At 34.2% G+C, this 26,869-nt stretch carries 28 protein-coding genes; 19 read left to right on the top strand and 9 right to left on the bottom strand.

Features of this window, described 5'->3' with window-relative positions:
- Window positions 1-254: 254 nt before the first annotated feature.
- From B0A67_RS16165 to B0A67_RS16145, 5 genes are all read right to left on the bottom strand, one after another.
- Window positions 255-1,514 carry an NAD(P)/FAD-dependent oxidoreductase gene (locus B0A67_RS16165; protein ID WP_072963352.1) on the bottom strand — a complete coding sequence of 420 codons (1,260 nt, stop codon included), beginning with the start codon at window positions 1,512-1,514 and terminating at the stop codon, window positions 255-257.
- A gap of 122 nt (window positions 1,515-1,636) precedes the next feature.
- Window positions 1,637-2,161, bottom strand: a complete 525-nt coding sequence (locus B0A67_RS16160) for a GNAT family N-acetyltransferase (protein WP_072963349.1) — start codon at window positions 2,159-2,161, stop codon at window positions 1,637-1,639.
- A gap of 83 nt (window positions 2,162-2,244) precedes the next feature.
- Entirely contained in the window at window positions 2,245-3,579 is a 1,335-nt protein-coding gene (locus B0A67_RS16155) for a DEAD/DEAH box helicase (protein ID WP_072963588.1), read from the bottom strand.
- Window positions 3,580-3,927: 348 nt separating this feature from the next.
- Complete coding sequence (locus B0A67_RS16150) at window positions 3,928-5,472, bottom strand: DEAD/DEAH box helicase (protein ID WP_072963346.1); 1,545 nt, start codon at window positions 5,470-5,472, stop codon at window positions 3,928-3,930.
- A 108-nt stretch (window positions 5,473-5,580) separates the two neighbouring features.
- On the bottom strand, window positions 5,581-6,114 hold the full coding sequence (locus B0A67_RS16145) for a DUF6155 family protein (RefSeq protein WP_072963343.1): 534 nt from the start codon (window positions 6,112-6,114) through the stop codon (window positions 5,581-5,583).
- 103 nt (window positions 6,115-6,217) lie between these two features.
- On the opposite strand from B0A67_RS16145, the gene B0A67_RS16140 reads away from it, so the two are divergent.
- Both B0A67_RS16140 and B0A67_RS16135 read left to right on the top strand, forming a co-directional pair.
- Window positions 6,218-6,505 (top strand): DUF3817 domain-containing protein, encoded by a 288-nt coding sequence (locus tag B0A67_RS16140; RefSeq protein ID WP_072963340.1) that lies wholly within the window; start codon window positions 6,218-6,220, stop codon window positions 6,503-6,505.
- The gene (locus B0A67_RS16135) at window positions 6,498-7,754 is read left to right on the top strand and encodes a mechanosensitive ion channel family protein (protein ID WP_072963336.1); all 1,257 of its coding nucleotides are present in this window, start codon (window positions 6,498-6,500) and stop codon (window positions 7,752-7,754) included. Before B0A67_RS16140 ends, B0A67_RS16135 begins: the two co-directional genes overlap by 8 nt.
- Before the next feature lie 211 nt (window positions 7,755-7,965).
- On the opposite strand, the gene B0A67_RS16130 is transcribed toward B0A67_RS16135, so the two are convergent.
- Together B0A67_RS16130 and B0A67_RS16125 are read right to left on the bottom strand one after the other, a co-directional pair.
- Entirely contained in the window at window positions 7,966-8,397 is a 432-nt protein-coding gene (locus B0A67_RS16130) for a hypothetical protein (protein ID WP_072963586.1), read from the bottom strand.
- 86 nt (window positions 8,398-8,483) lie between these two features.
- Window positions 8,484-8,867 carry an acyl-CoA thioesterase gene (locus tag B0A67_RS16125; protein WP_072963332.1) on the bottom strand — a complete coding sequence of 128 codons (384 nt, stop codon included), beginning with the start codon at window positions 8,865-8,867 and terminating at the stop codon, window positions 8,484-8,486.
- 60 nt (window positions 8,868-8,927) lie between these two features.
- Between B0A67_RS16125 and B0A67_RS16120 the strand changes: the two genes are divergently transcribed.
- From B0A67_RS16120 to B0A67_RS16105, 4 genes are all read left to right on the top strand, one after another.
- Window positions 8,928-9,335, top strand: a complete 408-nt coding sequence (locus B0A67_RS16120; protein ID WP_072963328.1) for a glyoxalase — start codon at window positions 8,928-8,930, stop codon at window positions 9,333-9,335.
- Window positions 9,336-9,344: 9 nt separating this feature from the next.
- Window positions 9,345-9,821 carry a hypothetical protein gene (locus tag B0A67_RS16115; RefSeq protein ID WP_072963325.1) on the top strand — a complete coding sequence of 159 codons (477 nt, stop codon included), beginning with the start codon at window positions 9,345-9,347 and terminating at the stop codon, window positions 9,819-9,821.
- A gap of 25 nt (window positions 9,822-9,846) precedes the next feature.
- On the top strand, window positions 9,847-10,422 hold the full coding sequence (locus tag B0A67_RS16110; protein WP_072963321.1) for a Crp/Fnr family transcriptional regulator: 576 nt from the start codon (window positions 9,847-9,849) through the stop codon (window positions 10,420-10,422).
- Between the two features lie 166 nt (window positions 10,423-10,588).
- Window positions 10,589-11,560 carry a quinone oxidoreductase family protein gene (locus B0A67_RS16105; protein ID WP_072963318.1) on the top strand — a complete coding sequence of 324 codons (972 nt, stop codon included), beginning with the start codon at window positions 10,589-10,591 and terminating at the stop codon, window positions 11,558-11,560.
- Between the two features lie 420 nt (window positions 11,561-11,980).
- Here B0A67_RS16105 and B0A67_RS16100 read toward each other — a convergent pair whose 3' ends face one another.
- Both B0A67_RS16100 and B0A67_RS16095 read right to left on the bottom strand, forming a co-directional pair.
- On the bottom strand, window positions 11,981-13,723 hold the full coding sequence (locus tag B0A67_RS16100; RefSeq protein ID WP_072963314.1) for a DUF885 domain-containing protein: 1,743 nt from the start codon (window positions 13,721-13,723) through the stop codon (window positions 11,981-11,983).
- A 68-nt stretch (window positions 13,724-13,791) separates the two neighbouring features.
- The gene (locus B0A67_RS16095; RefSeq protein ID WP_072963311.1) at window positions 13,792-15,768 is read right to left on the bottom strand and encodes an alpha-ketoacid dehydrogenase subunit alpha/beta; all 1,977 of its coding nucleotides are present in this window, start codon (window positions 15,766-15,768) and stop codon (window positions 13,792-13,794) included.
- 172 nt (window positions 15,769-15,940) lie between these two features.
- Here B0A67_RS16095 and B0A67_RS16090 point away from each other — a divergent pair, with 172 nt between their 5' ends.
- The 13 genes from B0A67_RS16090 (at window position 15,941) to B0A67_RS16030 (ending at window position 26,869) form a co-directional block, all read left to right on the top strand.
- The gene (locus B0A67_RS16090) at window positions 15,941-16,891 is read left to right on the top strand and encodes an isopenicillin N synthase family dioxygenase (RefSeq protein WP_072963307.1); all 951 of its coding nucleotides are present in this window, start codon (window positions 15,941-15,943) and stop codon (window positions 16,889-16,891) included.
- A 111-nt stretch (window positions 16,892-17,002) separates the two neighbouring features.
- The gene (locus B0A67_RS16085; protein WP_072963304.1) at window positions 17,003-17,335 is read left to right on the top strand and encodes a translation initiation factor; all 333 of its coding nucleotides are present in this window, start codon (window positions 17,003-17,005) and stop codon (window positions 17,333-17,335) included.
- A 224-nt stretch (window positions 17,336-17,559) separates the two neighbouring features.
- Complete coding sequence (locus B0A67_RS16080) at window positions 17,560-18,429, top strand: nucleoside phosphorylase (RefSeq protein WP_072963301.1); 870 nt, start codon at window positions 17,560-17,562, stop codon at window positions 18,427-18,429.
- A 40-nt stretch (window positions 18,430-18,469) separates the two neighbouring features.
- Window positions 18,470-18,946, top strand: coding sequence for a DUF4265 domain-containing protein (locus B0A67_RS16075; protein ID WP_072963298.1), 477 nt, complete (start codon window positions 18,470-18,472; stop codon window positions 18,944-18,946).
- An 84-nt stretch (window positions 18,947-19,030) separates the two neighbouring features.
- Window positions 19,031-19,882, top strand: coding sequence for a substrate-binding domain-containing protein (locus B0A67_RS16070; protein WP_072963294.1), 852 nt, complete (start codon window positions 19,031-19,033; stop codon window positions 19,880-19,882).
- Window positions 19,883-19,900: 18 nt separating this feature from the next.
- A complete protein-coding gene (locus B0A67_RS16065; protein WP_072963291.1) occupies window positions 19,901-20,833 on the top strand; it encodes a transglutaminase in 933 nt (310 codons plus the stop codon).
- 443 nt (window positions 20,834-21,276) lie between these two features.
- Window positions 21,277-21,645 carry a hypothetical protein gene (locus B0A67_RS16060; RefSeq protein ID WP_072963288.1) on the top strand — a complete coding sequence of 123 codons (369 nt, stop codon included), beginning with the start codon at window positions 21,277-21,279 and terminating at the stop codon, window positions 21,643-21,645.
- Window positions 21,646-21,845: 200 nt separating this feature from the next.
- Window positions 21,846-23,435, top strand: a complete 1,590-nt coding sequence (locus tag B0A67_RS16055) for an ABC-F family ATP-binding cassette domain-containing protein (RefSeq protein ID WP_072963285.1) — start codon at window positions 21,846-21,848, stop codon at window positions 23,433-23,435.
- A 281-nt stretch (window positions 23,436-23,716) separates the two neighbouring features.
- Window positions 23,717-24,772 carry a linear amide C-N hydrolase gene (locus tag B0A67_RS16050; RefSeq protein WP_072963282.1) on the top strand — a complete coding sequence of 352 codons (1,056 nt, stop codon included), beginning with the start codon at window positions 23,717-23,719 and terminating at the stop codon, window positions 24,770-24,772.
- A 39-nt stretch (window positions 24,773-24,811) separates the two neighbouring features.
- Entirely contained in the window at window positions 24,812-25,378 is a 567-nt protein-coding gene (locus tag B0A67_RS16045; RefSeq protein WP_089069554.1) for a DUF4256 domain-containing protein, read from the top strand.
- Window positions 25,379-25,398: 20 nt separating this feature from the next.
- Entirely contained in the window at window positions 25,399-25,992 is a 594-nt protein-coding gene (locus B0A67_RS16040) for a YdeI/OmpD-associated family protein (RefSeq protein WP_072963279.1), read from the top strand.
- 28 nt (window positions 25,993-26,020) lie between these two features.
- Window positions 26,021-26,530 carry an endonuclease V gene (locus tag B0A67_RS16035; RefSeq protein ID WP_072963275.1) on the top strand — a complete coding sequence of 170 codons (510 nt, stop codon included), beginning with the start codon at window positions 26,021-26,023 and terminating at the stop codon, window positions 26,528-26,530.
- Window positions 26,531-26,575: 45 nt separating this feature from the next.
- The gene (locus B0A67_RS16030) at window positions 26,576-26,869 is read left to right on the top strand and encodes a hypothetical protein (protein WP_072963272.1); all 294 of its coding nucleotides are present in this window, start codon (window positions 26,576-26,578) and stop codon (window positions 26,867-26,869) included.

Genomic DNA, 26,869 nt, shown 5'->3' with positions numbered 1-26,869 from the left:
AATAAATTCGAAGGGATTCGATAATAAAATCCAATAAAAAAATAAGTAAACTAGTCTGATTTCTCCTTTGGTAGAAATGATAAACTGGACGAATTAGGTTCTTTAAGTTATATTCTAAACAGTATGAAAAAAAGCCAGAATTTTAATAATTCTGGCTTTTTTATGTTCAATTAACATTCTCAATCTTTCAGAATTTGGGCCCAGACGATAGCGAACAGGCGAAGCAATTTCAAAAAATTAGAATTTATAAATTTCTAAGATCTCTTGTCCGGTCTGATGATCATTCTCAGTGATTGGTCTCTTGCAAAATAAGCAACCATCCAGTTCCAGAATGTGTTTAATCTGTTTCTGTAAGTAATTAAAGATATCAAGTGGATAAACAGCCAGATAACCCATGCAAAAAAACCTTTAAAATGCCATTTTGGACTTGGTAAATCAACTACGGCTTTATTTTTTCCAATGATTGCCATAGAGCCTTTGTCGTTGTAGGCAAATGGTTTTAATGGTTTGTTCTGAGCTAATGCTTTAAAGTTTTTAGCTAAGTTTAATCCTTGCTGAATGGCTACCTGAGCAACTTGCGGATGTCCGTCCGGAAAGTTTTTGTCTCCGGCTGTAATTGCGGTATCACCAATGGCATAAATATTAATAAGCCCGTCAACTTTATTATACTGATCTGTTGCCATGCGTCGTCCGCGGCCGTAACTTTCTTTTGGGATTCCTTCAAATATTTTAGCCGAAACTCCGGCAGCCCAAATTAGATTTTTGGTTTTGATGGTTTCTCCATTTTCAAAATGTACCGTATCATCAACATAATCTACTACGCGGGTGTGCAGTTTGACTACAACTCCTAATTTGGTAAGGGCATCTAATGTGTCTTCTTGCGAAGCTTTGCTCATCGGAGCGAGTAGTGCGTCTCCCCCATCGACCAAATACACATTACTGGCTGATGTTTCTAACTCCGGATATTCCTTTAGAAGGATATTTTTACGCATTTCGGCAAACATTCCTGAAACCTCTACTCCTGTCGGTCCTCCCCCGGCAACAACAATCGTTAATAGTTTACGGCGTTTGCGTATGTCTTTGGTAATGGCAGCTTTTTCAAGGTTTTTAAGCAGTGTATTACGCATTTCGATGGCATCGTTTAAGGTTTTCATCGGAATAGCGTTTTTCATCACGTTTTCCATACCAAAATAACTGGTTTCAGCTCCTGTAGCAAAAACCAGGTGATCGTAAGTTAATTCACCGTTGTTGAGGATTATTTTATTTTCAGCAGGAACTACAGAAAGTAATTCGCCCAAACGAAATTGCAGGTTTTTTTTGCCTGCAAAGAATTTTCTAAATGGATAACTGATACTTGATGGTTCTAAAAAAGCGGTAGCAACCTGATATATAAGTGGTGGAAAAAAGTTGTAATTGTTTTTGTCTACTAGTGTTACTTGGATCTGAGGATGGTTTACAAGCTCTTTTGCGAGATTTATTCCTGCAAAACCACCTCCTATGATGACTATCTTCATATGTATTGTTTTTTAAGTAGGATTCGTGATTAAAATTGTCCTGCCTGAGCAGACCTATAAATTTAACATTATAATTCCATATACAAAACCCAATTTGAGTTTTCTTTTAAATTTTCATGGAATTAATTGGCCAATTCTAATCTCATCATAATGTCAATTTGCTCATCATCTCCTAATTTAAAAATATGCTTGTCAAATTCGACAAAACCATTTTTTGTATAAAAAGAAATTGCTCTCACATTATTCTCCCAAACACCTAACCATACATAGTGAACATTTTTGTCTTTTGCTATCTGTATTGCTTTTTCGTAAAGTAATTGCCCGACTTTTTTTCCGTGAAATTCTTTTGAAACGTAGATTCTTTCAATTTCCAGTGCTGTATCGTCTTTTAATTCGGTTTGGGATTCTCCGAAGTTTACTTTTAAATAACCAATTACATCATTCTCAAGCGTAGCAAAATAAAATTCAGAATCAGTGTTGTTAAGTTCTTCTATTAGTTTATCACTGGAAAATTTTTCATCGAGATACTTTTTCATGTTTTCGTCATCATTTGATTCTGAAAATGTTTCATGAAAAGTTTTTCGGCCAATTTCTTTCAATTGATCGAGCTCCTGTACTGTTATTCTTTTTATTTCAATAGTTTCCATAGGTAACTTTCTGTTGTTTTTTTAAGGTTTAGAATACCCTATAAAAATACAACAGAAACTATGAAGAATAATAATTTAGAATGTTACTTTTTGAATTTTTTAACAGGTTTTTCGATTACTTCGACTTTGTTTTGTAAAACATAACTGGCAAGCAATTTTTCAATTAATTCATCTTTGGTAAGATGATGAAAAACAGTTTTTACCTTTGTTTTTAAATCATCTGAAATATCGTGATTGGGTTTTGTTTTGAAGATTTGTTTCGCCCACAAAAGTGTATTGTTTTCTTCTAAACTTACTACCGAAGGTTTTTGGAACTGGGTAAATTTAATACCTAATTCTTTTTCGAATTCCGGGATTTCAGCTGTTTCTTCTTCTTGTAAGACGGTTAAAGAAAGGCCTTTTGCCCCTGCCCTTGCCGTTCTTCCGCTACGGTGAACGTAATTTTCATACGTATCCGGCAAATGATAATTTACGACATAAGAGATTTCTTTTACGTCGATTCCTCTTGCTGCTAAATCGGTTGCAACCAGAATATTGATATGTCCTTCACGAAATTGTTCCATGATTCTGTCACGAATTCCCTGCGATAAACTACCGTGAAGTGCTCCTGAAGAAAAACGATTAATCGCTAAGTTTTTAGCTAATTTGTTTACTGCCGCTTTGGTTTTGCAGAAGATAATTCCGCGTTCTCCTTCTTTAGAATTCAAAAAATGCATTAATACATCCAGCTTTTCAATCGGATCTACTACAATATATTCGTGATCGATTCCCTGGTTTCCTACAGTTTCCATATCGGCGCTAACCTGAACTACATTTTTGTCTAAGTAGTTTTGAATTAATTGCTTGATTGTTCCCGGCAAAGTAGCAGAGAACAGCAAGGTGCGGTGTTTTTCAGGAAGTTCGGCTACTATTTCGTCCAAACTTTCTTTTAGAATCGAAACCATTTCATCGGCTTCGTCTAATACTAAATATTGGGTTTGTTTTAAGTTGATTGCTTTACGCTGAATCAAATCGATTAAACGTCCCGGTGTTGCTACAACAATATGTGTAGGTTGTGATAAACGCTCTATTTGAGGTTTTATTGGGATTCCGCCACAAGTTGCAGCTATAGAAATGTTTGGAATGTGTTTTCCGAAATCTTCTAAATTTCTGAATATCTGTTGTCCAAGTTCTCTGGTTGGTACCAAAATTACAGCCTGAACAATTGAAGATTCAGTATCGATTAGTTGTAATAACGGTAATCCAAAAGCGGCCGTTTTACCGGTTCCGGTTTTAGCTAAACCTACAACATCATGGCTTTCAGATAAAAGCAATGGAATTGTTTTTTGTTGAATTTCTGTTGGTTCAACAATGTTCAATTCGCTTAACGCTTTTAAAATTGGTGCTGAAATTCCTAATGATGAGAATTGTTTAGACATACTATATTTTTGTTTTTTTGTTTCAGGTTTCATGTTTCANNTGAAACATGAAACCTGAAACTTTTAAATTTTAGTCCCGATAGCTATCGGGATGATGTTACTTATTATGAATCCTAAGCCCCTAGCCCTGATGGGAGCGGCATCCTTTTTTTGGCTTCTTTAGCCGGAAAAAGACACAGTGGACAGCAGGAATAGCTTCTTAATTATTGAAATCCCAAATTCCAATTGGAACGCACGATTCTCCAGATAGCTATCGGGATCGCTCAGCGTGACAACCTGAAACCTGAAACCTGAAACTTGAAACTTGAAACTAAAAAACGTTCAGAATAAAAACTTGAAACAGATTTTTTAATCTTCGTCCGGTTCGTTCATGATTTTTTCGCGATACTTTTTACCTATTAAAAGTACTAGTTTTAGCTTATAATCGTCAACCAGCCATTCTCGGTAATTTTTACTACATTGGCTTAAACATTTAGAATAGCGCTTGATACGGCAATCGATATCATCGTCAAGTTCTTTTCCTAATGATTTTGCTTCTTGCAGCGTTTCTGTATTATCGACACACATTGCTGCGTGTTGTTCTAATGATTTGTCTAAAACTACTTTTGAACGTAAATTTTGCTTGATGATGAGTTTGTGTTCTTCATCAACATCAAAAGTAACATCTGCTGTTTTGGCGAATTTAGCACGCAATTCCGGTGGCATACTGTATTTGAAGTACAATTCGATTTCAGTATCATCACGAAGGTTTTCTAAATAAAACTCAGGTGATTTAAAGATATGCTGCCAGTTTACAGGCTCACTCCATAAACCAAAACGTGCTGCATTATTACCTAAATCAATCACTGTAAACTCGTCTTTACCAGGTAATTTACGGGATCCACGACCAATCATTTGGTAATACAATGTCAGTGATTTTGTTGCTCTGTTAAGAATAATAGTTTCAACTGTAGGTTCATCGAAACCGGTAGTTAAGATTCCAACAGATGTCAAAATTGCATCCGGTGTTTTCTTGAACCAGGCCAAAATATCTTTACGTTCTTCAGAACTGCTTGTATTATCAAGGTGTCTGATGTCGTAACCTGCCTCTCTAAACGTTTCATACACATATAATGAAGTATGGATACCATTGTTGAAAATCAGCGTTTTTTTGCCTAACGAACGTTCTGTATACGCGTGCAGCAATTTTTCCTGCATGATGGTATTCGTATAAAGATCATCTGATGATTTTACGGTATAATCTCCGTTGATACCTACTTTTAGGGATGTCAATCCAACATCATAACTGTAAGTTGTTGCTCTGGCAAGGAAACCTTTGTCGATCAATGAACTAATGGTGTCTCCCACAATAAGTTCATCGTAACTCTGGTGCATTGGTAATTTTATATTCGAACTCAAAGGTGTTGCTGTTACCCCTAGGATAAAAGCATTTTTGAATGAATTTAATAATTTTCTGAATGAATTGTAATGTGCTTCATCGATAATAACCAAACCAATGTTGTCAAGATGTAACTTTTCGTCATTGATACGGTTTTTTAAAGTCTCTACCATGGCAACAAAACAAGAAAATTCGTTTTGATCAGGTAATTCCTTTACTTTACTGTTAATGATTTTGTTAGAAACACCAAACCCTTTTAACATTTTTGAGGTTTGTTTGCAAAGTTCGATACGGTGCGTTAAAACCACTACCTTTTTATCATTATTGGCTAAATAACGACGTACGATTTCAGAAAAAATAACTGTTTTTCCGCCACCAGTAGGTAATTGGTACAATAAATGATGTTTCGAAGGAGCATTGTCTAAACGTTCAAAAATGGCATCGATATCGCCTTTTTGGTATGCATAAAGTTCTTTTTTCTCTTCTCTTTCTATTTCTAAAGTGTTTTGAGACATTGTTTATTTTTGGATTTTTGCAAAAATACACCGAAAAAACAGTTATTCATCTTATTTTAACGTAAAATAAATGATTTTTTTAAATAAGATTTTTTATGAGAAAAGTCTTTATAAGTCAATTTTCTCTAAAATAGCCTCAAAATCATACTTGTTTTTCCATTTTTGTTGAATAGTTTCTTGTTGAATCGCAAAAATCCGGTCCCTAAAATCACTTAAAATTCCGTTAGAAATTGCGAAATTCACAGCTTGTTCGAACGAGTTCAGCATGCTTTTGTAGAATAATTCCTGTTTAATAAAATTATTTGATGCATAAGTTTGTGCTATTTCGATATTGTAAAGCATAATATCAGCAATTACAAAAGGATCAACTCCTAATGCTATAAAATGTTTGATGTATTTCTGTGCAACGGAACGACGCATTTTTGCTTTTGGACGCCATTTTGCATTTGGTTTCCTGATGGGGAAATACTCGTGCGAAATTTTAACCTTGGATTCCTGGAGAAGTTTATCTTCTTTAGGATTGAAGGCAAAATCATAATAGACTTTTACGGGACTGAATTTTTCGTACAACTCGATAATTTGCTCTTCAAGTTGTTCTTTGCTTAATTCAGTCAAATATTTTTTTAAATCGCGTTTGCTCATATCAAAGTTTATAACTACAAAAGTAAATTACTTTCTTGATTCATACCGCAAAAACCAACCATAATACTTAATTTTGCCTGATTAAATTTAAAAAAATATATACATGCTCAGGATTTTCAAAGTTACCGCAATTTTAGAAGGAATCTCTTATTTAGTATTATTTGCTAATATGCTCGTTATCAAAAACAATAATCCGGAACTGTACCATACTTTATTGCGTCCGTTAGGGATGGCTCATGGCATTTTGTTTATAGGGTATGTTTTGTTGGCATTTTTGCTTAGAAAACCACAAAACTGGGACTTGAAAACTTTTGCAATCATACAAATTGCTTCTCTTATTCCGTTTGGAACTTTTTATATTGAGAAAAAATATTTAGAAAGTAATGCATAAGCTTTTGGATAAGATATTTAATTTTTTATACCCTCTTTTCAGAGATTGGGGAATGAGCCGCAATTTTGCGTCTTATATCAGCCTCATTCTTAATATAGTCATTCTCGTGGCTTTGGCTTTTGCCATTTATTATATCGCAAAATTTGTTTTGGTTACTTTGACGGCTATTTTTGCGCAAAAAACCAAAACAAAGTTTGACGATTATTTAATTCATAATAAAACAACAAAATACACTGCGTATTTAATTCCGTTTTTCTTTATCTACAAAGCTGTTCCTATTATTTTGGATAAGTATGAGTATTGGGAATCGGTTTTCGGAAAAATAGTGGGTGTCTATATCGTTTTGATCTCATTATGGATCATCAGAACGATTTTTAATGCTTTACGCGATTATTTAAAACAAAAGCCGGAATACAGCGACAAACCAATTGACAGTTTCATTCAGGTTATTATGATTGTCCTCTGGATTTTTGGTGTAGCACTTATTATTTCGACTTTATTCGGAATCAAACAAGGTGAATTATTAACGATTTTAGGAACGCTTTCTGCAATTATTATCTTGATTTTCAGGGATACAATTTTAGGGTTTGTTTCGAGTGTTCAGGTGGCCATAAATGATATGGTTCGTATTGGAGACTGGATTACTATGGATAAATTTGGTGCTGACGGAGATGTTATCGAGATCAATTTGACAACGGTAAAAGTTCGAAATTTTGATAATACGATTACCACGATTCCTACTTATGCCTTGAGTTCAGATTCGTTTCAGAACTGGCGCGGTATGCAAAAGTCTGACGGAAGGCGTATCAAAAGACATATTCTGATTAAAAGCAGCAGTATTCGTTTTTTGAATAATGATGATCTCAATCACATGAAACGTGTACAGCTGATCAGTTCGTATATTGAAACCAGACAAGCTGAAATCGAAAAATACAATGATTTGCGTGATGTCGATAAATCGCTGTCGCTTAATGGCCGAAATATGACAAACCTGGGATTGTTTAGAAAATATATTATTCAATATCTGATAACGCATCCCGGTCTGAATAAAGACATGCACATGATGTGTCGTCAGTTACAATCAACGGCACACGGGGTTCCGTTAGAAATTTATGCTTTTTCAAGCGATAAGCGCTGGGCAAACTACGAATATATAATGGCCGATATTTTTGATCATGTGATGGCTTCTGTCATCTATTTTGATCTTGAAATATTCGAATTACCGTCGACAATTGGACCACTTAATTAGTTTCAGGTTTTCTTTGTTTCAGGTTACTTAACTTTGAACATAATTTTTACCGCAAAGAATGCTAAGATTTTAATCTGTTTAATGTTTTAGAAAAAGTAAAGTTCGCAAAGCTTTGTGTCTATGAATAGAACAAATACTTAGCGAACCTTGCGTAAACCTTGGCGTTCTTTGCGGTTAATCACTTGAAACCTGAAACAAAGAAAACCTGAAACTATTTTTTCACTTCTTCAAAAACAAACTTCGAATTATTGTATTCTATTGGAGTTCCGGGCATAAAACACGGAAGGTTGAAATATATGCCTATTACCCCACTTCCTAAAAACAATTTGTTTTCTTTTTTTAATAGTGCCAGCGGGATTCTTTTCCAGCTGCCTCCGTTGGAGATATAATGAAAATCACCTCTTAAAGTATCTCCTTTTATATCTCCTCTGACATCTCCAGAATCCTTTCCTATTTTATGGTACACTATTTCATAGCGACCGTAAAACCGTTTGTCGTTGATATTAATCGCCAAAATTGCAGTATCTTTTCCGTTCACAGCGTAATAAGTTATCTGTTTGTATTGGCTCTTCTCATCTTTAGAATTGCATGAAAAAGCAAGCGTTAAAACTAGAAAAAGGAAAAATAAAGTTTTGATATTCATTAGTGTTTTTTTTTTAACCATTTAAGTGAAGTAAGAAAATCTAAGCTTGTTTTTAAATGAACTAATATCACTTATATGGCAGAAATTTATATTCGGTCTTTTACAAATTCGATTTGCGTTTTACCATGCGCTTTTGGTTTTCCGTTTTCGTCTAAATTAACCATTGTCGTCTGATCAATTGTAATGATGATTTCGCGTGTCATCATGTTTCTGACGGCACAGGTTAAAACCAAAGAAGTATTTCCGAATTTTACAACGTCAATTCCAATTTCGACAATATCTCCCTGTCTGGCCGAGCTCTTAAAATTGATTTCAGACATGTATTTGGTCACTACTCTGGTATTCTCTAATTGAATGATGGTGTACAACGCCAGTTCTTCGTCTATCCAGGCTAATAATTTCCCGCCAAATAAAGTGCCGTTTGGATTTAAATCTTCGGGTTTAACCCATTTTCTGGTATGAAATCTCATAATTTTAATTTAGGTAAAAGAATTTTGTATTGGAATTTTTTCTAAATTTAAAGAAAAAACATGGAAGATAGAGACGCTTTTTTAAGAGAATTCAGAGGAGAGACTTTAGGAACTGTAAGTGCTCAATCTTCACCTGATGAATTGTTTCAAAATCAGACAATTAGGCCTATTTTAAAACTTCAGAATGATTTGTTTATTGCGGTTTTTATTAATTATGTCAATAAAAATAAAGCCGATTTTTATTCTTATACCGTTGAAAAGAAATTGCAGACAATCGAAAATTCCATTCAGAAGGATATTAAGTTCAGAAATTCTCTAAAAGGGATCATCATGGCACTTTTTACGATTGAAGAATACGATATCTATATTCAGAACTCCTCAAGTTTAAATAAAAGAATGATGAACTTATTAGTGGATCGATTGAAAAGTCAGGTACAGTTGTTTGAATTGGAGTCGAATTCGAATTAGTTTTTATAGATGGATATAGAATTTGTAGAGAATAAAAAGCAAAGTTTATATGCTTATAAAGATGATGAGTTATTGTTTTATTCGACAATTAAATTTAATTGGCTAAGAAAAAATTTAATTAAAATTTTTGATTTTAATGATGATCTTATTTTAGAACTTCTAAGTTATGAATCTCCTTTCGGTTCTGCTAAATATGAAATTTTATTTCAAAATAAAGAAAAGACAAAAGATATAATTGAAATTACTGGAGTCTATATATCTGACCATAATAAAATTATAAGAAGGACAACAGCGAATTATTTTTCTTTAAATAATAGTTTTTCTTATTTCTTAGAAGGAAATACAATAGCGGATGTAAAAGAGAAATTTTGGAGTTCCTCGCAAAAAATGTCTCTAAAAACAGATGTTGAAAAAGGAGAGTTTCTAAACAACATCATTATTCATATTTTATCAACTAGAACTGGATATAATTCCAATTCAGTATAATAATTTATTTAAAGTAAAGTAATAAATGTTTAACCAATTCCGAAATAAATTTCCATTAACCGATGAAAAATGGCTCGAATATACCAGCTATTTCAATCGGATTGAAGTTCCTGCAAAAACAACTCTTTTAGAAGAAGGTGAAATCTCAAAAAAGCTTTTTATAATCGAAAAAGGCTGTATCAGAGTTTGGTTCAATAATAACGGAAAAGATCTAACGACTCAGTTTTTTTTCGAAAATCAGAGTGTGGCTTCAATCGAAAGTTTCATGAAAAAATTTCCAAGTCAGGCTTTTGTAGAAACTATCGAACCTTCGATTCTATGTTGGATTCATAAAAATGATCTGGATACAATTTTAGAAGAAATCAAAGAGATTCCGGAATTAAGAGATCGTTTGATTGATATGCTTTTTGAGCGTACATTCGATTATATGAAATATTTTGTTTCTTTTATAAAGGACTCTCCTGCTCAGCGTTATCTTAATTTAATTAAAGAAAGACCTCAAATCATTCAGCGTGTTCCCCAGCATTATATTGCTTCTTATCTTGGTGTGACAACGGTTCATTTAAGCAGAATCAAAAGTAAACTGGTTCACAAGAAATAATTAATTATCACCGTAATATTTTCACCATATAACTTATATAAGAAATTATTAGTCAAATTTAAATTAACTTATATAGCTTATATGATTTAAAAAAAATATTTGATAACAAATGTTATCGTCTACCCCTAACCGACTCTGTAATTTTGCTTTATAAAATTTAATCATTATGAAAGCAGCAGTTATTTATAAAAAAGGCGAATTGCCAAAATATGCAGAATTTACAGAGCCAATTGTGCAAAATGAGAATGAAGTTTTAATTTCGGTTAAAGCTGTAGCGATTACCAATCTTGATAAAGGAATTGCAAGCGGAGATCACTATTCATCTGAAAGTGAAAATCAAAACGGAACTGTAATTGGCAGTGACGGTATTGGTATTTTAGAAAACGGAACAAGAGTTTACGCGCGGGGCATTAGCGGAACAATTGCAGAAAAAGCCCTTGTAGAAAAAAACAGAATGATTCCGTTGCCTGCAGGATTGAGCGATGCAACAGCGGCAGCAATGCCAAATGCAGTGGCAGGTTCTGCAATGGCGTTGAGATTTAGAGCACAAATAAAATCTGGGGAAACGGTTTTGATCAACGGTGCGACTGGCTTTACAAGTCAAATGGCGGTTCAGATGGCGAAACATTATGGCGCAAAAAAAGTAATTGTTACCGGAAGAAACGAAGAAACGCTTCAAAATCTTTTAGCAATTGGTGCTGATGAAATTATCTCTTTAAAACAGGACGATCAGGCGATTATAGCTCAGCTTAAAGCTATTCAGGAAAATACGCCTGTCGATATTATTCTGGATTATTTGTGGGGACATACGGCAGAATTAATTTTTTCTTTTTTAAAAGGAAAAGGAAATTTTACGCATAGAGTACGTTATGTTTCTATTGGAGCGATGTCAGGTGATAGCATACAATTATCTGCCTCAGTTTTACGAAGTGTAGATTTACAATTGTCAGGTTCCGGTTTGGGAAGCTGGACCAAAGATGAAGTGAAATTGTTATTCTCAGAGATATTACCGGAAATGTTTCTTCTGGCTGCGCAAAATCAATTAAAAGTAAATATTGAAACTGTTTCTTTAGTTGATATTGAAAAAGCCTGGAACATTGAAGTTGCGGATGGTAAAAGGTTAGTTGTGATTATTTAAAAATAGATATTGTTGTATTGAACGCGGATGAAACGGATTGCTAAAGCAAAACGCGGATAAAAACGGATTTCCTCTCTTATTTTCTTATTATTCTATAAGGATTTTATATTGGAAAAGTAACCACAAAGTTTGTCATCTCGACGAAGGAGAGATCACACTAGAATTTCCATTGAGATATTCACCAATCTTTGTTGACTAATTACATCTAAAACATTCTTATGAAAATGATTGCATAGCCCTGATAGAAGTGGAAATCCTTTTTTGCCAGTCCCGATAGCTATCGGGAGGCGCAAAAGATTGAAACGTATAGCGGGATTAGCTCCATAAAAAAAAACTAAAATCCTGTAAAATCTTTAAAAGTAAAAAGGTTTGATAAGAATTACTCTCATCAAACCTTTTCTAGTAAAATTGCAATAAAATTTACTCTTTAGACAACATCAATTCTTTGATGTATTTTACCGGAGCACTTCCAAAACTTAAGAATTTCTCATGAAACTTTTTTAGGTTAAATTGATCTCCTTCTTTCTTTTTAAGTTCTTCTCTCAGGTTATATATTTCAGTATATCCTGTAAAATAAGAACACAATTGAACTTGTGATAAAGTCACGCGTTTCCATTTTCCGTCTGCTTCTGCTTGTTGCTGAAAAGCTTCTTTGGTCAATAGATCGATTGCAGCTTCTTTAGACATGTTTTTGGTATGAACACTAATATCTAAAATGGTATTGCAAGTGGCTCTTAAATTCCATTTGTAATACATCAACCACATTTCATCAGAATTTTTATAGCCGCTCTCCAACATCATTTTCTCTGCATAAACGGCCCAGCCTTCAACCATTGCGCCATTTCCTAAGATAGACTTAATGATACTTGGCGATTGATTGCTATAAACCAATTGCGTATAATGTCCCGGAACTGCTTCGTGAATGTTTAAAATCTGTAAGATATAATCGTTGTATTCTCTTAAATAACTTTCAGCATTCTCAGCCGTCCAGCCTGACAAACTTCCTACGTTATAATAAGTATTGGCATTTTTGTCGTAAGGTCCGGGTGCAGAAATAGACGCTCCGGCAACTCCAGCCATATAAGCCGGTTCTTTACGAACTACAAGAGGTTTAGACGGATCGATGTATAGTAAATCTTTTGCTTTTACATAAGCTGTTAATTCCGGAATTTGTTTCTCAATTTCAGACTGAAACTTCTCAGGAGTTGTATGCTGCAACGAGATTTTATCAATAACTTGTTTGATTAATTCCAGTTTGTTGGTTGGTTTCGCTTCGTTTCCTTTGTATTTCGTCCAAAGTTTATCTGCGAGCACAAACATTTTTTCGTGCAAATCCTTTTTGTGGTCGTTGGCTACTTTAAAAATCTCATCAGCCGTATAACTCGACTGAATATCAAAATTGAATTTTTTAGCATATAATGCAGCACCTAATCTAAAAGAACGTGGCGTTTTGTTTGGTAAGTTTTTTAGCCAGTCAGCGTAATCTGTAATTGCTTTTTTCGCTGTTTTTGCTTTTTCAAGCATTTCTTTTTTCTCAGCTTCGGTTAGCTTGCTTTGTTTTAAAGCAGTAGCTAAATCGGTATCAAAAACAGATGAACCGCCAAGATTTTGCGCGATTGCAAGTTCAGTATGCTCAACAGTTGGATTTTTGATGTTCTTTTTGGCTGCTTCGTAATAAGCCGGAACATTGTTCATTTTAGCATTAAAAGCACGTAAACGAACTTCCAGAGAATCGTACTTTCCGTTTAAAATCTCAGCAAATGATCCGCATACATTGTATTCAGAAGGATTCCACTCAGATGATTTCATTTCTTTGATACTGAAAACAGTGGCTTCAAGCTGATTTTTTATCATATAAAAATCAGTTTTGTTGTTATCAGACAAATTGTCAACATTATACTGTTTTAGGGAGTCTAATTGTGCGTTGACAAACTCAAGTTGAATTTTTTCTTCATTGGCATCCGGAACAGACAAAATACTGTCATATTTATGATAGCCAACGCCAGAAGCCCAACCTGGATTAATTTTCCATAAAGAAGTTACAAAACCGTCTTTATACTTGTCAAATTTTCCGTCTAAAGCTTTATCTTCGTTAGACTTAGTACTTTTGTTACACGAAAAAAGCAGAGAAATTGTAAAAATTGAAACAAATAGTTTTTTCATAAGTTAATTTTTTAATGGTTTAAAGATAGAAAAAATGTTCTTTCTGCAAAACTATTTGCTATTTGTAATCAATATTTCAATAAATCAGATAAAACTTCCTCAAAGCGGTTTTTAGGTAAAAACTGATCTTCCAGTGCTTTTGTAAACGGAATTGGAGAATCTAAACTGGCTACTCTTTTTACGGGAGCATCGAGATATTCAAAACATTCTTCCATGATTAAAGCAGAAATATCACTTGCAATTCCGCCAAACAAAGTATCCTCCTGGTAAATAATCACTTTTCCGGTCTTTTTTACAGAAGCAAAGATAGTTTCGGTATCCAAAGGCTGTAATGTTCTTAAATCAATGAGGTCAGCTTTGATGTCGGGATTATTAGCTAAAGTGTCTAATGCCCAATGTACAGGAGCTCCAAAAGCAATAATGGTGACCTGATTTCCTTCTTTCAGTAAAGCTGCTTTTCCTAACGGAATGGTGTAATAATCAACCGGAATATCCTGATAAACGCTTCGATACAATTGTTTGTGTTCGAAAAATAAAACCGGATTTGGGTCATTTATAGAACTATTCAATAACCCTTTTGCATCATACGGAAAAGCGGGATAAACGACTTTTAATCCCGGAGTTTTCGTAAACCAGGCTTCATTAGTCTGTGAGTGAAATGGTCCCGCCTGAGTTCCGCCGCCACAAGGCATACGAACCACAACATCAGCTTTTTCGCTCCAGCGATAATGCGATTTGGCCAATAAATTGACAATTGGGTTGAATCCTGTAGAAACAAAATCGGCAAACTGCATTTCGACAATCGCTTTATAACCGTTTATAGACAATCCCATTCCGGCAGAAACTACGGCGCTTTCGCAAATTGGAGTGTTCCGTACCCGACCTTTTCCAAACAACTCAACAAAGCCATCTGTGATTTTAAAAGCTCCTCCATATTCAGCAATATCCTGCCCCATAATGACCAGATTATTGTGGCGCAACATCGATTGCTCTAAACTGTTTCTAATAGCATCAATAAAACGGACATTTTTTATTTCTGAAGAAGGACTAACTTCTTCATATTGATAAGGTTTGTAAACATCATCTAATTCTCCGCTATAAGTTGGAATAATTTCGGATTCTGCGTTTGCAATGGCTAAATTTTCGTCGATTTCCTGCTTGATTTCGGCGTGCAATTGTTCGTCATATTCAGCGGTAAGCACACCAATTTCAGTTAAATAATCTCTATAATTGGTCACAGGATCTTTGGCTGCCCATTCGTCCATTAATTCCTGCGGAACATATTTGGTACCGCTCGCCTCTTCATGGCCGCGCATTCTAAAAGTTTTAAACTCTAATAAAACGGGATGCGGATCTTCCTGCATATGCTTTTTTAACTGAGATAATTTATTGTAAACTTCGAGGATATTATTGCCGTCAATGATATAGCTATCAATCCCGTAGCCTACTCCTTTATCGGCTAAGTTTTCGCAGGCATATTGCTCATTTGTAGGAGTCGAAAGTCCGTAACCATTGTTTTCGATGACAAACATTACAGGCAATTTCCAAACGGCAGCAATATTTAGGGCTTCATGAAAATCGCCTTCGCTTGTGGCGCCTTCTCCCGTAAAAACAGCGGTAATTTTTTTGTTTTTCTGAAGTTTATCTGCCAATGCTATTCCGTCTGCAATCCCTAATTGCGGACCCAAATGCGATATCATTCCGATAATTTTATATTCTTGTGTCCCAAAATGAAAGCTTCTGTCCCTGCCCTTCGTAAAGCCATTTGCTTTACCCTGCCATTGCGAGAACAAACGGTGCAAAGGAATGTTTCTGGTAGTAAAAACGCCCAGGTTTCTGTGCATTGGCAATACATATTCAGATTCATCCAAAATAGCTGTAACTCCTACTGCTATTGCCTCCTGCCCGATTCCGGAAAACCATTTAGATACTTTTCCCTGCCGAATCAAGATCAGCATCTTTTCTTCGATCAAACGAGGTTTCAGTATTTTTTTATATAAGTCTAATAATTGAGCATCAGTAAGGTTTTGTCTGTAGAAGATCATTTGGGTCGTTGTTTTAGTGTTTCAAATATAGAAAATTATAACAATTTTATTAATTTTTGTTATAATTTTTTAATTTTAATATAACTTTTAAAATTCAAATCTAAAATATTCTCTACCTTTGTTAATGAAAGGCCTTTATACCCCTTTCATTCTTTAAATAAAAATGTAAAGTATGCAAAACATTCCTAGTGTAGACTTACGTGATTTCCTTTCGGACGACCCGAAACGTAAACAAAAATTTGTAAATGAAATCGGCAGTGCATTTGAAAACATTGGCTTCGTAGCCCTAAAAGGTCACTTTTTAGACGACCAGTTAGTAGACGAGCTTTATAGCGAAATTAGAAAATTTTTCGCTTTGCCAGTAGAAACTAAGCATAATTATGAGATTCCCGGAATTGGCGGACAAAGAGGTTATGTTTCTTTTGGAAAAGAACATGCTAAAGGACGCAAAGAGGGAGATTTAAAAGAATTCTGGCATTTTGGCCAGTATGTTGATGCGGCTTCTAAGTATGCTTCGGAATATCCGGATAATGTAGAAGTGGCAGAGTTACCGCGTTTTAATGCTGTGGGTAAAGAGGCGTACCAAATGCTTGAAAAAACGGGTGTTTATGTGTTAAGAGCCCTGGCTTTGCATTTAGGTTTAGATGAATTTTATTTTGACCAGTATGCTCATGAAGGAAACTCTATTTTAAGGCCAATTCATTACCCGCCTATTACTTCTGAGCCGGAAAATGCGATTCGCGCAGCAGCTCACGGTGACATTAACCTGATTACACTTTTGATGGGCGCTCAGGGTAAAGGATTACAAGTTCAGAATCACGATGGCGAATGGATTGATGCTATCGCAGAAGACGATCAATTGGTGATTAATGTGGGAGATATGTTGTCAAGACATACGAATAACAAGCTAAAATCGACGATTCATCAGGTGGTAAACCCGCCAAGAGAATTATGGGGAACTTCACGCTACTCTATTCCGTTTTTTATGCATCCTGTAAGCGATATGCGTCTGGATTGTTTAGAAAACTGTATCGATGCTGAAAATCCTAAGAAATTTGAAGACATTACTGCGGGAGATTATTTGTACGAACGTTTAGTAGATTTAGGTTTGATTAAAAAATAAACTTAAATAAATTTCAATATTAAAATTCCAAATTCCAATTCAGATTGGGATTTGGAATTTAATTTTTAATCACATTAAATAGTTGGAATTTATTTTTTAGCATAAAAATTTATGGACTTACAAGATCAATTAAAAAATTTATTTCCGGATCATATCGAATCAAACGAACCAGAAGTGGTTCAGGAGCAGGATCATGTGCTTTTTATTCAAAAAGAGCCTATGATTTGTAAATTCGAAAAACGAAAAGGAAAAGCAACTACTATTATCGAAGGTTACGAAGGATCCGACGAGGATTTTAAAATTCTGGCTAAGGAAATTAAAACCAAACTAAGTGTTGGCGGAACTTTTAAAGATGCATCCATCATCATTCAGGGAGATTATCGTGATAAAATAATGGAAATTCTTAAAGTAAAGGGATTTAAAACGAAACGTGTTGGGGGATAATAATTTTAGATTGAATAAGGATAAAAAAATTAACAGCAAAGAACGCAAAACTTTGGACTTTAAATATTTTATTTTCATGATTTTAAAATTAAAAAAAGAAGCTTTAGAAAAAATATTTTAAAAAAAATCTGTGACAATCCGTGAAATCCGTGGGCAAAAAAAGTTTGCACACTAAAGAAAACTTCAGAACCTTAGTCACTCAGTAACTTAGAACCTTAAAAAAAATGATACAAAATTCAGAATTAATACTTAATCCGGACGGAAGCGTTTATCACTTAAACCTTTTGCCTGAGCATATAGCAAACGATATAATTTTTGTTGGAGACCAAAACAGAGTCGAGAAAATCACTCAGTTTTTTGATTCAATTGAATATTCGACTCAAAAAAGAGAATTTAAAACCCAAACGGGAATTTATAAAGGCAAAAGAATATCTGTAATGTCGACCGGAATTGGTCCTGACAATATTGATATTGTAGTAAATGAATTGGATGCTTTGGTAAATATTGATTTAAAAACCCGTCAGCCCAAAGAAGAGCTTACTTCACTAAACATTATCAGAATTGGAACTTCAGGGTCTTTGCAAAAAGATATTCCTGTAGATAGTTTTGTAATGTCTAAATTTGGATTGGGATTAGACAATATGCTTCGCTCTTATCTGATCGATGAAGTGGCGAATGCTGCAATTGAAGATGCTTTTATCAACCATACCAATTGGGATATTAGAAAAGGAAGACCTTATGCAATTGCATGTTCTGAGGAATTAGAAAAAATAATAGAATCAGGTAAAATATTCAAAGGAATTACTGCGACTGCGGGAGGTTTTTATGGACCGCAAGGGCGTGTTTTGCGTTTGAATATTCAGGATTCAGAATTAAACAGTAAAATGGATAATTTTAGTTTTAATGACGAAAGAATTACTAACTTAGAGATGGAAACTGCTGCTATTTATGGGCTTTCAGCGCTTTTAGGTCATAATGCATTGTCATTGAATGCTATTATTGCCAATCGTGCATCCGGAACTTTTAGTGAAGATCCTTATAAAGCTGTTGATGAATTGATTACGTACACGTTGAATAAACTGGCTCAGCAATAATTAGCGAATTAGTCAATTAGAAAATGAGATAATTTAAAAGATGGCAGAAGACACACATAAAAAAATAGTATTTAAATATTACAGTACCTACTTAGAAGAGATTGTTTCAGAAACAATGTGGGCAGAAATTGTTGATTTGGAGAAAGGATATTTCAAATTGGATAACATTCCGTTTTTTGGGCCTTTGATTGCGACCGATGATATTTTCCGTGCCGAATATGACGAGAATGAAAAGTTCCTGATGCATAAAGAAACAATAGAAAGTTCCGGGAATTCGATTCTTCAGATTTTGGTTTTGGAAAAAGAATTCGACAAGGAAATAATTGTAGAGAAATTAAAAACTGTCAATTGTATATCAGAAAGCTTAAATGATACTTTTTTTGCTGTTGAAGTAACCAAAAGTGTAGATTATCTGATTGTAAAAAGTCTATTGGATGAATATGAATCCAATTCAATAATTGAATTTGCAGAACCATGTCTTTCTGAAAAACACAGAACCGATTTATTGAAAAATTAGATACTATGTCAATTTGAGAATAAGATAATTTTAAAAAAAAACTAAACTTAGAATACGCTTACCAAACTTAAACTTAACTAAAAAATGAAAACTGTAAAAATTGTAGGTGTTCCGGAACACTTCAATTTGCCATGGCATCTCTGTATCGAGAATGGTGAATTTGAAGCTGAAAACATTGATTTGCAATGGAATAATATTCCTGAAGGCACAGGTAAAATGTGTCAGATGCTCCGTGACGGCGAAGCGGATATCGCTGTAATTTTAACCGAAGGAATTGTAAAAGATATTGTTGCCGGGAATCCTAGTAAAATTGTTCAGATTTATGTGCAATCACCTTTGATCTGGGGAATTCATGTTGCTGCAAAATCAGATTTTCAAACTGTGGAGGATCTTAAGGATAAAAAAGTAGCGATTTCGAGAATTGGTTCAGGATCTCAGCTAATGGCGTATGTTAATGCTCATGAAAATGGCTGGAAAACGGACAATCTGCAATTTGAAATCATCAATACTATAGACGGTGCTGTTGAAGCTTTGACCAAAGGAACTGCAGATTACTTTATGTGGGAGCGTTTTATGACAAAACCACTTGTTGATCAGGGTATTTTCAGGCGAGTTGGCGACTGCCCTACTCCATGGCCGTCATTTGTGATTACGGTGCGTGACGAATTCCTGAAAAAGAATCCGAAAGTTGTTGAAAAAATACTTGAAATCATAAATAAAACAACACATGATTTTACCCGGATTCCTAATATAGATAAAACATTGTCAGAACTTTTCAATCAAAAAATTGAAGATATTCAGGAGTGGCTGAAGCTTACACAGTGGTCTCAAAAGAATTTGAGCGAAAAAGCATTTATTAAAATTCAAAATCAGTTATTTGATCTGGGAATTATTGATAAAAAAAGTACTTTTGTTGAAACTGTAAAAGCGCTGTAAATACTGCTTTTGATTCTTATGATAAATTTTCCTAAAATTGACTTTCCGCAATTAAAATCCAAATTACAGGTGAAATCACCCTGGGACAGGATTATTATTATGCTGTTGAGTCTTTTGATTACGATTCCGATTTTTATCATACTGCATCAAAATTTAATTGATTTAGAATGGTCTTTTAATTTAGATCGTGTATTTATCTTTCTATTTGTTTTTGCTGCTATTTTTTTTCTGTTAATGTATCTGCGCACGATCATCATTTTGTGTATTGCAGTTTATTTACTGGTTCTTGTTTACGGAACTGTAATTGGAAATTATGGTTTTAGTGAGATCTCAGAAGATTATAATTCGATGATTTATACCATGTCTGACAATCCTTTTCCGCAAGATATTATTGTGGCAAAATTGCTTCCATTTCCTAATAAATCAAAAATTATAAATGCGATTGAATACCAGAATCCAAAGGTTCGGAATTTTGCCATTATGGCTACAACAAAGCATTTTAAAGGTATAAAAGGATATTCTGATTACAGAACCATTATTCAGTGTTTTGCGGTTTTTAAGGAGATTAACAGCCGTTGGAATTATGTAAACGATCCCAAAGAAGGTGATTATATTGCTACAGCCAGTGAATCCTTAGAGTATTTTTCAGGTGATTGCGACGATCATTCTATTTTGATGGCGGCTGCAGTTCGGTCTATTGGCGGAACTCCAAGATTGATTCATACAAAAGGGCACATTTATCCTGAAATTTTGATTGGTTCTTTGATTGATCTGGAAAAGGTGAATTATTTGATCAAAAATGTACTTTTTGTAAAAGAAAGTTATGGCAAACAGATACACTATCATATCGATGAACGTGGTCAGGTCTGGATGAATCTTGATTATACTGCTAAATATCCGGGCGGCCCTTTTATGTACGAAGAGATTTTGGGGGCTTTGACGCTGAAATAGTTTTTTTTAGGTTCAAAGGCTCAAAGTGACAAAGGAACAAAGTTTTTTTCTGTAGTGTGTTTTATGTGCCCACGGATTTGGCGGATTGAACTGGTTTGACGCAGAAAAAAAAAGAATTGTAAATTATTAAAATTCCAAATTTCAAAAACTATGATTTACAGGCAATGCTTTTCTCCGTTGCCGTGGATATAGGAATTAAATCTTAAATTAAACTTCTTAATGTTCTTCACTGTTAATTTTTTTCAATCTAAACACTTGACTCCAGAACTTTCCTGATTTTGTGGTTATTTCTTAATCTCCACACAATCAAAAGCTTAAAATTGCTAATAAAAAACACAAGTTTACGGGTTTAATTATTGATTCGTTTGTAAATATTTGATATTTAGGTTTTTAATTAAAAATATTTTTGTATTTTTCTGTTGTCTAACTTTAATCACAAAATCATGAAAAAATCTAACTTATTTATGTTCGGAATGGTATTATTGACAGTATTAATGGTTTCTTGTCACAAAGGTCGAAATAAACTGGTAAACTCCTGGAAAATTACGGCTGTTGAACCTAAAATACCTCTTTCTGATTCTTTAAAAAATGTGATCCTGACTAACGGAACGCTGACTTTTACAGAAGATGGACATGTAACAGGCTATTTGCAAAATGAAATAAATAATGGAACTTTTGCATTGACAAAAGGTGGTAAAAGCTTAGTGATAAAAGATGAAACAGGAACCCCATATCCTTGTGAAAGTACTATAACAGATGATCAGCTGATATTAGACAGTAAAGAAATGAAAATTACACTCAAAAAAATATAGTATACAATTTACGCATCAACCAAATTAACCACAGTGTACTAAAATACAATGTGGTTTTTTTTATAAGTTAAAACACAATCGTATATTTGCAGTCTTAAGTAATAGCAATAATTTATGTGAAAATTAATTTCTTTCAGGCAATTTAGAGAGTAAACTACAATCGTGGTTACTCTATTTATTCATTTATAGAGAAAGAAATTATGCTTATTCTACAAAACATTTCATATAAACACGAGAACAGTGATGTATTGTTTGACAATATTAGTTTTACAGTAAACAATCACGAAAAAATAGCACTAATTGGCCATAACGGCGTTGGAAAATCAACATTATTAAAAATTATTGCGGGAGAATTAAAACCTTCAAACGGAGAACTAAAAGTCAGTTCTGAACCTTATTATATTCCTCAGATTTTTGGGCAGTACAATCATTTTACGATTGGTGAAGCATTACGCGTTCATCATAAAATCGATGCTCTTGGAGCAATACTGAAAGGAAATGTTACAGAAGAAAATCTTTCGGTTCTAAATGACGACTGGACAATTGAGGAACGTTGTAATAACGCACTCAAATATTGGGAATTACACGATTTAGATTTAACACAAAAAATAGAAACCTTAAGCGGAGGGCAAAAGACAAAAGTTTTTCTGGCCGGAATTTCGATTCATGAACCTGAAATTGTTTTATTAGACGAACCAAGTAATCATCTTGACAAAGCAGCTAGAGAATTGCTTTATAACTTTATTGTTTCTGCCAATTGCAGTTTGATTGTAGTGAGCCATGACCGAAAATTGCTCCATCTTTTAAAGACGGTTTGCGAAATGAGTAAACGTGGTATTACAACTTATGGCGGTAATTATGATTTTTATGCCGAACAGAAACAGATCGAAAATAACGCCTTGAACCAGGATCTGCAGAATAAGGAAAAAGCTTTGCGAAAAGCCAGGGAAAAAGAACGGGAAACGATTGAAAGACAGCAAAAATTAGATGCACGCGGTAAAAAGAAACAGGAAAAGTCCGGTGTTGCCCGTATTATGATGAATACGTTGCGTAACAATGCCGAAAACAGTTCTTCAAAACTCAAAAGTATTCATGTTGAAAAAGTAGATGGTATTTCGAAAGAATTACGCGATTTGCGTTCGGCCTTGCCGGATATCGATCAGATGAAATTTGGTTTTGATCATTCGGCTTTGCATAAAGGGAAAATACTCTTTAAGGCAAATGCCATTAATCATGCTTACAAAGATCAGTTGCTCTGGAAAAAAGATTTAGATATAGAAATAGTTAGCGGAGAACGAATTGCTGTTCAGGGTTCTAATGGATCCGGAAAAACAACGTTAATCAAAATAATACTCGGAAAAACAGAAGCAAAAACTGGGACCGTTTATCTTGCAGAGAATCAATCTGTTTATATCGATCAGGATTATTCGCTGATAAACAATGCGCTTAATGTTTATGAACAAGCTCAGGCGTTTAATATTTCCGGTCTGAAAGAACATGAAATAAAAATGAGACTTAACCGGTTTTTATTTGATAAAGAATATTGGGATAAACCTTGCCTTGCTTTAAGCGGCGGCGAAAAAATGCGTTTAATGCTTTGCTGTTTAACTATAAACAATCAATCTCCGGATATGATTATATTAGATGAGCCAACAAATAATCTGGATCTTCAGAATGTTGAGATTTTAACAACAGCGATTAATGAATATCAGGGAACATTGATTGTAGTTTCGCATGATGAGTCTTTTTTGGAGCAAATCAATATAGAAAGAAGTATTGTGTTGGAATAAAGTTTAAAATAATACTAAAAGACCACATTTTTTAATGCGGTCTTTTTTTTAGTTAGAATTACTAAGCTCTGTTATTGCTATACAAATTAATTCAGGTTGTTGCAGTGTAACTTAATGTCCGCTTTTTCCGGCAAAAACCTGTTTGCTATTTATATTTATATTTTTCCTATATTAGTAAAACCTTGTTAAAATGAATCATGATACATTGCGCACGAACAAGATTTTAGAATTTATACCGGAATTAAGAATACTTCAAATACCATAAACTTAATATATATCCTATGAAAACAAAAATCAAAATTTTCACCCTTTCCGCTTTTCTTAGTATTGCTATTTTTAGCGGAAAAGCAATTGCATGTACCAGAGTTGTTTATGAAGGTCCAGACGGAACTATTATTACGGCACGTTCTATGGACTGGAAGGGAGATATTCCTGCCAATTTATGGGTTTTTCCCAGAGGAATAGCACGTGATGGCGAGGCTGGAAATAATTCAGTAAAATGGAAATCTAAATACGGAAGCGTAATAACGAGTTCCTGGGATATTGCTTCTTCTGACGGTATGAATGAAAAAGGTCTTGTTGGAAATTTATTGTGGCTTGCTGAATCGGTTTTTCCTAAATTCGAAAAAAACAGCAAGGCAAAAGGATTAGCAGTTTCGCTCTGGCTTCAATATGTGCTGGATAATTTTGCTACCGTTTCAGAAGTGGTAAGTGCCTTAGAAAAAAATGAGTTTTCGGTAACATCAGCTCATATTCCGGGAACAGATATTTTTGCAACAGTTCACTTATCCGTTTCTGACGCTTCAGGCGATAATGCAATTTTTGAATATATCAATGGTAAATTGGTTATTCATCACGATCGAAAATATGTTGCCATGACCAACTCCCCTATTTTTGAAGAACAATTGGCTATAAATAGTTATTGGAAAGGGATTCCTGGTACAATTATGCTTCCCGGTACAAACAGAGCTGCAGATCGATTTGCAAGAGCGTCGTATTATATTGATGCGATTCCCAAAACAGCTGATATCAGGACTGCAATTGCCAGTGTATTTGGAGTGATTAGAAATTGCTCTGTTCCATTGGGCATTTCATCTGCTACCGAGCCTAATATTTCTTCAACACGCTGGAGAACCGTTGCCGATCAAAAAAATCTTGTTTATTATTTTGATAATGTATTAAATCCCAATGTTGTCTGGGTTGATTTCAGTAAACTTGATTTTAGTGAAAAAGCAAAAGTAAAAAAGTTAAGTCTGGCCAATAATGAAAACTATTCCGGTGAATCGTCTGCAAGTTTTAAAATTGCACAGCCGTTTCAATTTGCAGGATTAGATTAAATTTAGTTACGTTTGTCATGCTATAAAATTATAAACATCATGAATACTCCTAAAAATAAGTTGTCACCTGAACAACAAGAAGAATTACTTAATGTTTTAGAAACCCGTTTTGAAAAGAACATGCACCGCCATAAAGGTATTGAATGGAATAAAGTAGTGGCGAAACTTCAGGGCAATCCAGACAAATTAGGGGCTCTGGATGAAATGGAAAGAACTGAGGGAGAACCGGACGTAGTAGCTTATGATACAAAAACCGATGAATATATTTTCTTTGATTGTTCTCCGGAAAGTCCAAAAGGACGAAGAAGCATTTGTTATGATCATGAAGCATTAGAAAAAAGAAAAGAACATAAACCTGCAGACAGCGCCCTTAATATGGCGGAAGAAATGGGAATTAGAATCCTTAACGAAGAACAATACAAAGAACTTCAGCAACTGGGTAAATTTGACAGTAAAACTTCGAGCTGGATCGAAACACCTTCTGATATCAGGAAATTAGGCGGTGCCCTATTCTCAGATTTTCGTTATAGTACTGTTTTTGTATATCATAACGGGGCTGAATCTTATTATGCTGCCAGAGGTTTTCGCGGATCGTTGCGTGTTTAATTCATTTAAAATAGAATGTTATGAATCCTAAAGTTGATTTTTATTTTGATGAAGCCAAAAAATGGCAAAAGGAACAAGAAGAGCTACGTGAGATTGCATTAGAATGTCAGTTAACCGAAGAGTTAAAATGGGGAACTCCTTGTTATACTTTTCAAAACAGTAATATTGTCTTGATACACTCTTTTAAAGAGTATTGTGCGCTTTTATTTTTTAAGGGAGCTTTGTTAAGCGATACTGATGGAATTTTGATACATCAATCTAAAAATGTTCAGGCAGCAAGACAAATAAGGTTTACGAATCTTCAGGAAATTAAAGATCAAAAAATTATTTTAAAAACTTATATATATCAGGCTATTGAAGTTGAAAAATCGGGTCTAAAGGTGAAATTAAAGAAGACTAAAGAATTTGAAGTTGCAGAAGAATTTCAAAAGAAATTAGATCAGGATTCAAAATTAGAAGCTGCATTCAAAGCTTTAACTCCCGGACGACAAAGAGCTTACTTACTGCATTTTTCTTCTCCAAAACAATCTAAAACTAGAGCTTCAAGAGTGGAGAAAGCTATTGATCAGATTTTGGAAGGAAAGGGATTGAATGACGATTTTAAAATAAAATAAATATATTAGCCCAAATAATCTATAATTAATGATACTATCCTTCGATACATATTACTATGACGGAAAAGCAAAGACGGTTTGCCTTGAATTTACAAAATGGAATCAAAGTGAAAATTTTAAAATTCACACCGAAATCATTGAGAATGTAGAAGAATATATTCCAGGTGAATTTTACAGAAGAGAATTGCCTTGTATTCTTAGTTTATTAAACCAATTTGATTTGAAAGATATTCAATATATCGTCGTTGACGGATTTGTTTATTTAGATGATGAACTGAAATATGGTTTGGGTGGTCATTTGTATGAGAAACTAAATAAAGAAATTCCGATTATTGGTGTTGCAAAAACAAACTTTGCATCGATCGAAAAACACAAAAGAACTTTATTGAGAGGTGACAGTAAAAAGCCATTGTTTGTAACTGCTATTGGAATTGATCTGGATGATGCTTTCTGCAAGGTTGAAAGTATGGCAGGAGAATTTAGAATGCCAACCTTGTTAAAAGAAATGGATCGACTGACAAAGGAATTGTTATCCTGAGTTTTCGTGATTTTTGAAAGCGTGTTTAATTTAAAATAAAATAGTATGGAAGATCATAATTACGGTTCTTTTCTAAAGAATTTAGCCTCTCCGTTAGACTATTCAGAAGGTTTTTATTTGGTTTATCTTGAATTGGCGGTGACAAATAGTATCGTAAATCAGATCATTTCTAAACATTGCAAAATAATCAAAGAACTTGAGTTTGGTTATTTATGCGAAGCGCACATGCAGGCAATTCCTGAAATAGCGCGTTCTTTATCGCTAGAGAATCATGCTATATATCAACTGGTTCGACTGGTGAGGCTGACTAAAAGTTCTGATGATAAAGGAATAAAATAA

This window comes from Flavobacterium aquidurense (genome assembly GCF_002217195.1).
In the GTDB taxonomy this organism is placed as follows: Bacteria; Bacteroidota; Bacteroidia; order Flavobacteriales; family Flavobacteriaceae; genus Flavobacterium; species Flavobacterium frigidimaris.
This window is presented reverse-complemented; position numbering and strand designations above follow the sequence as displayed.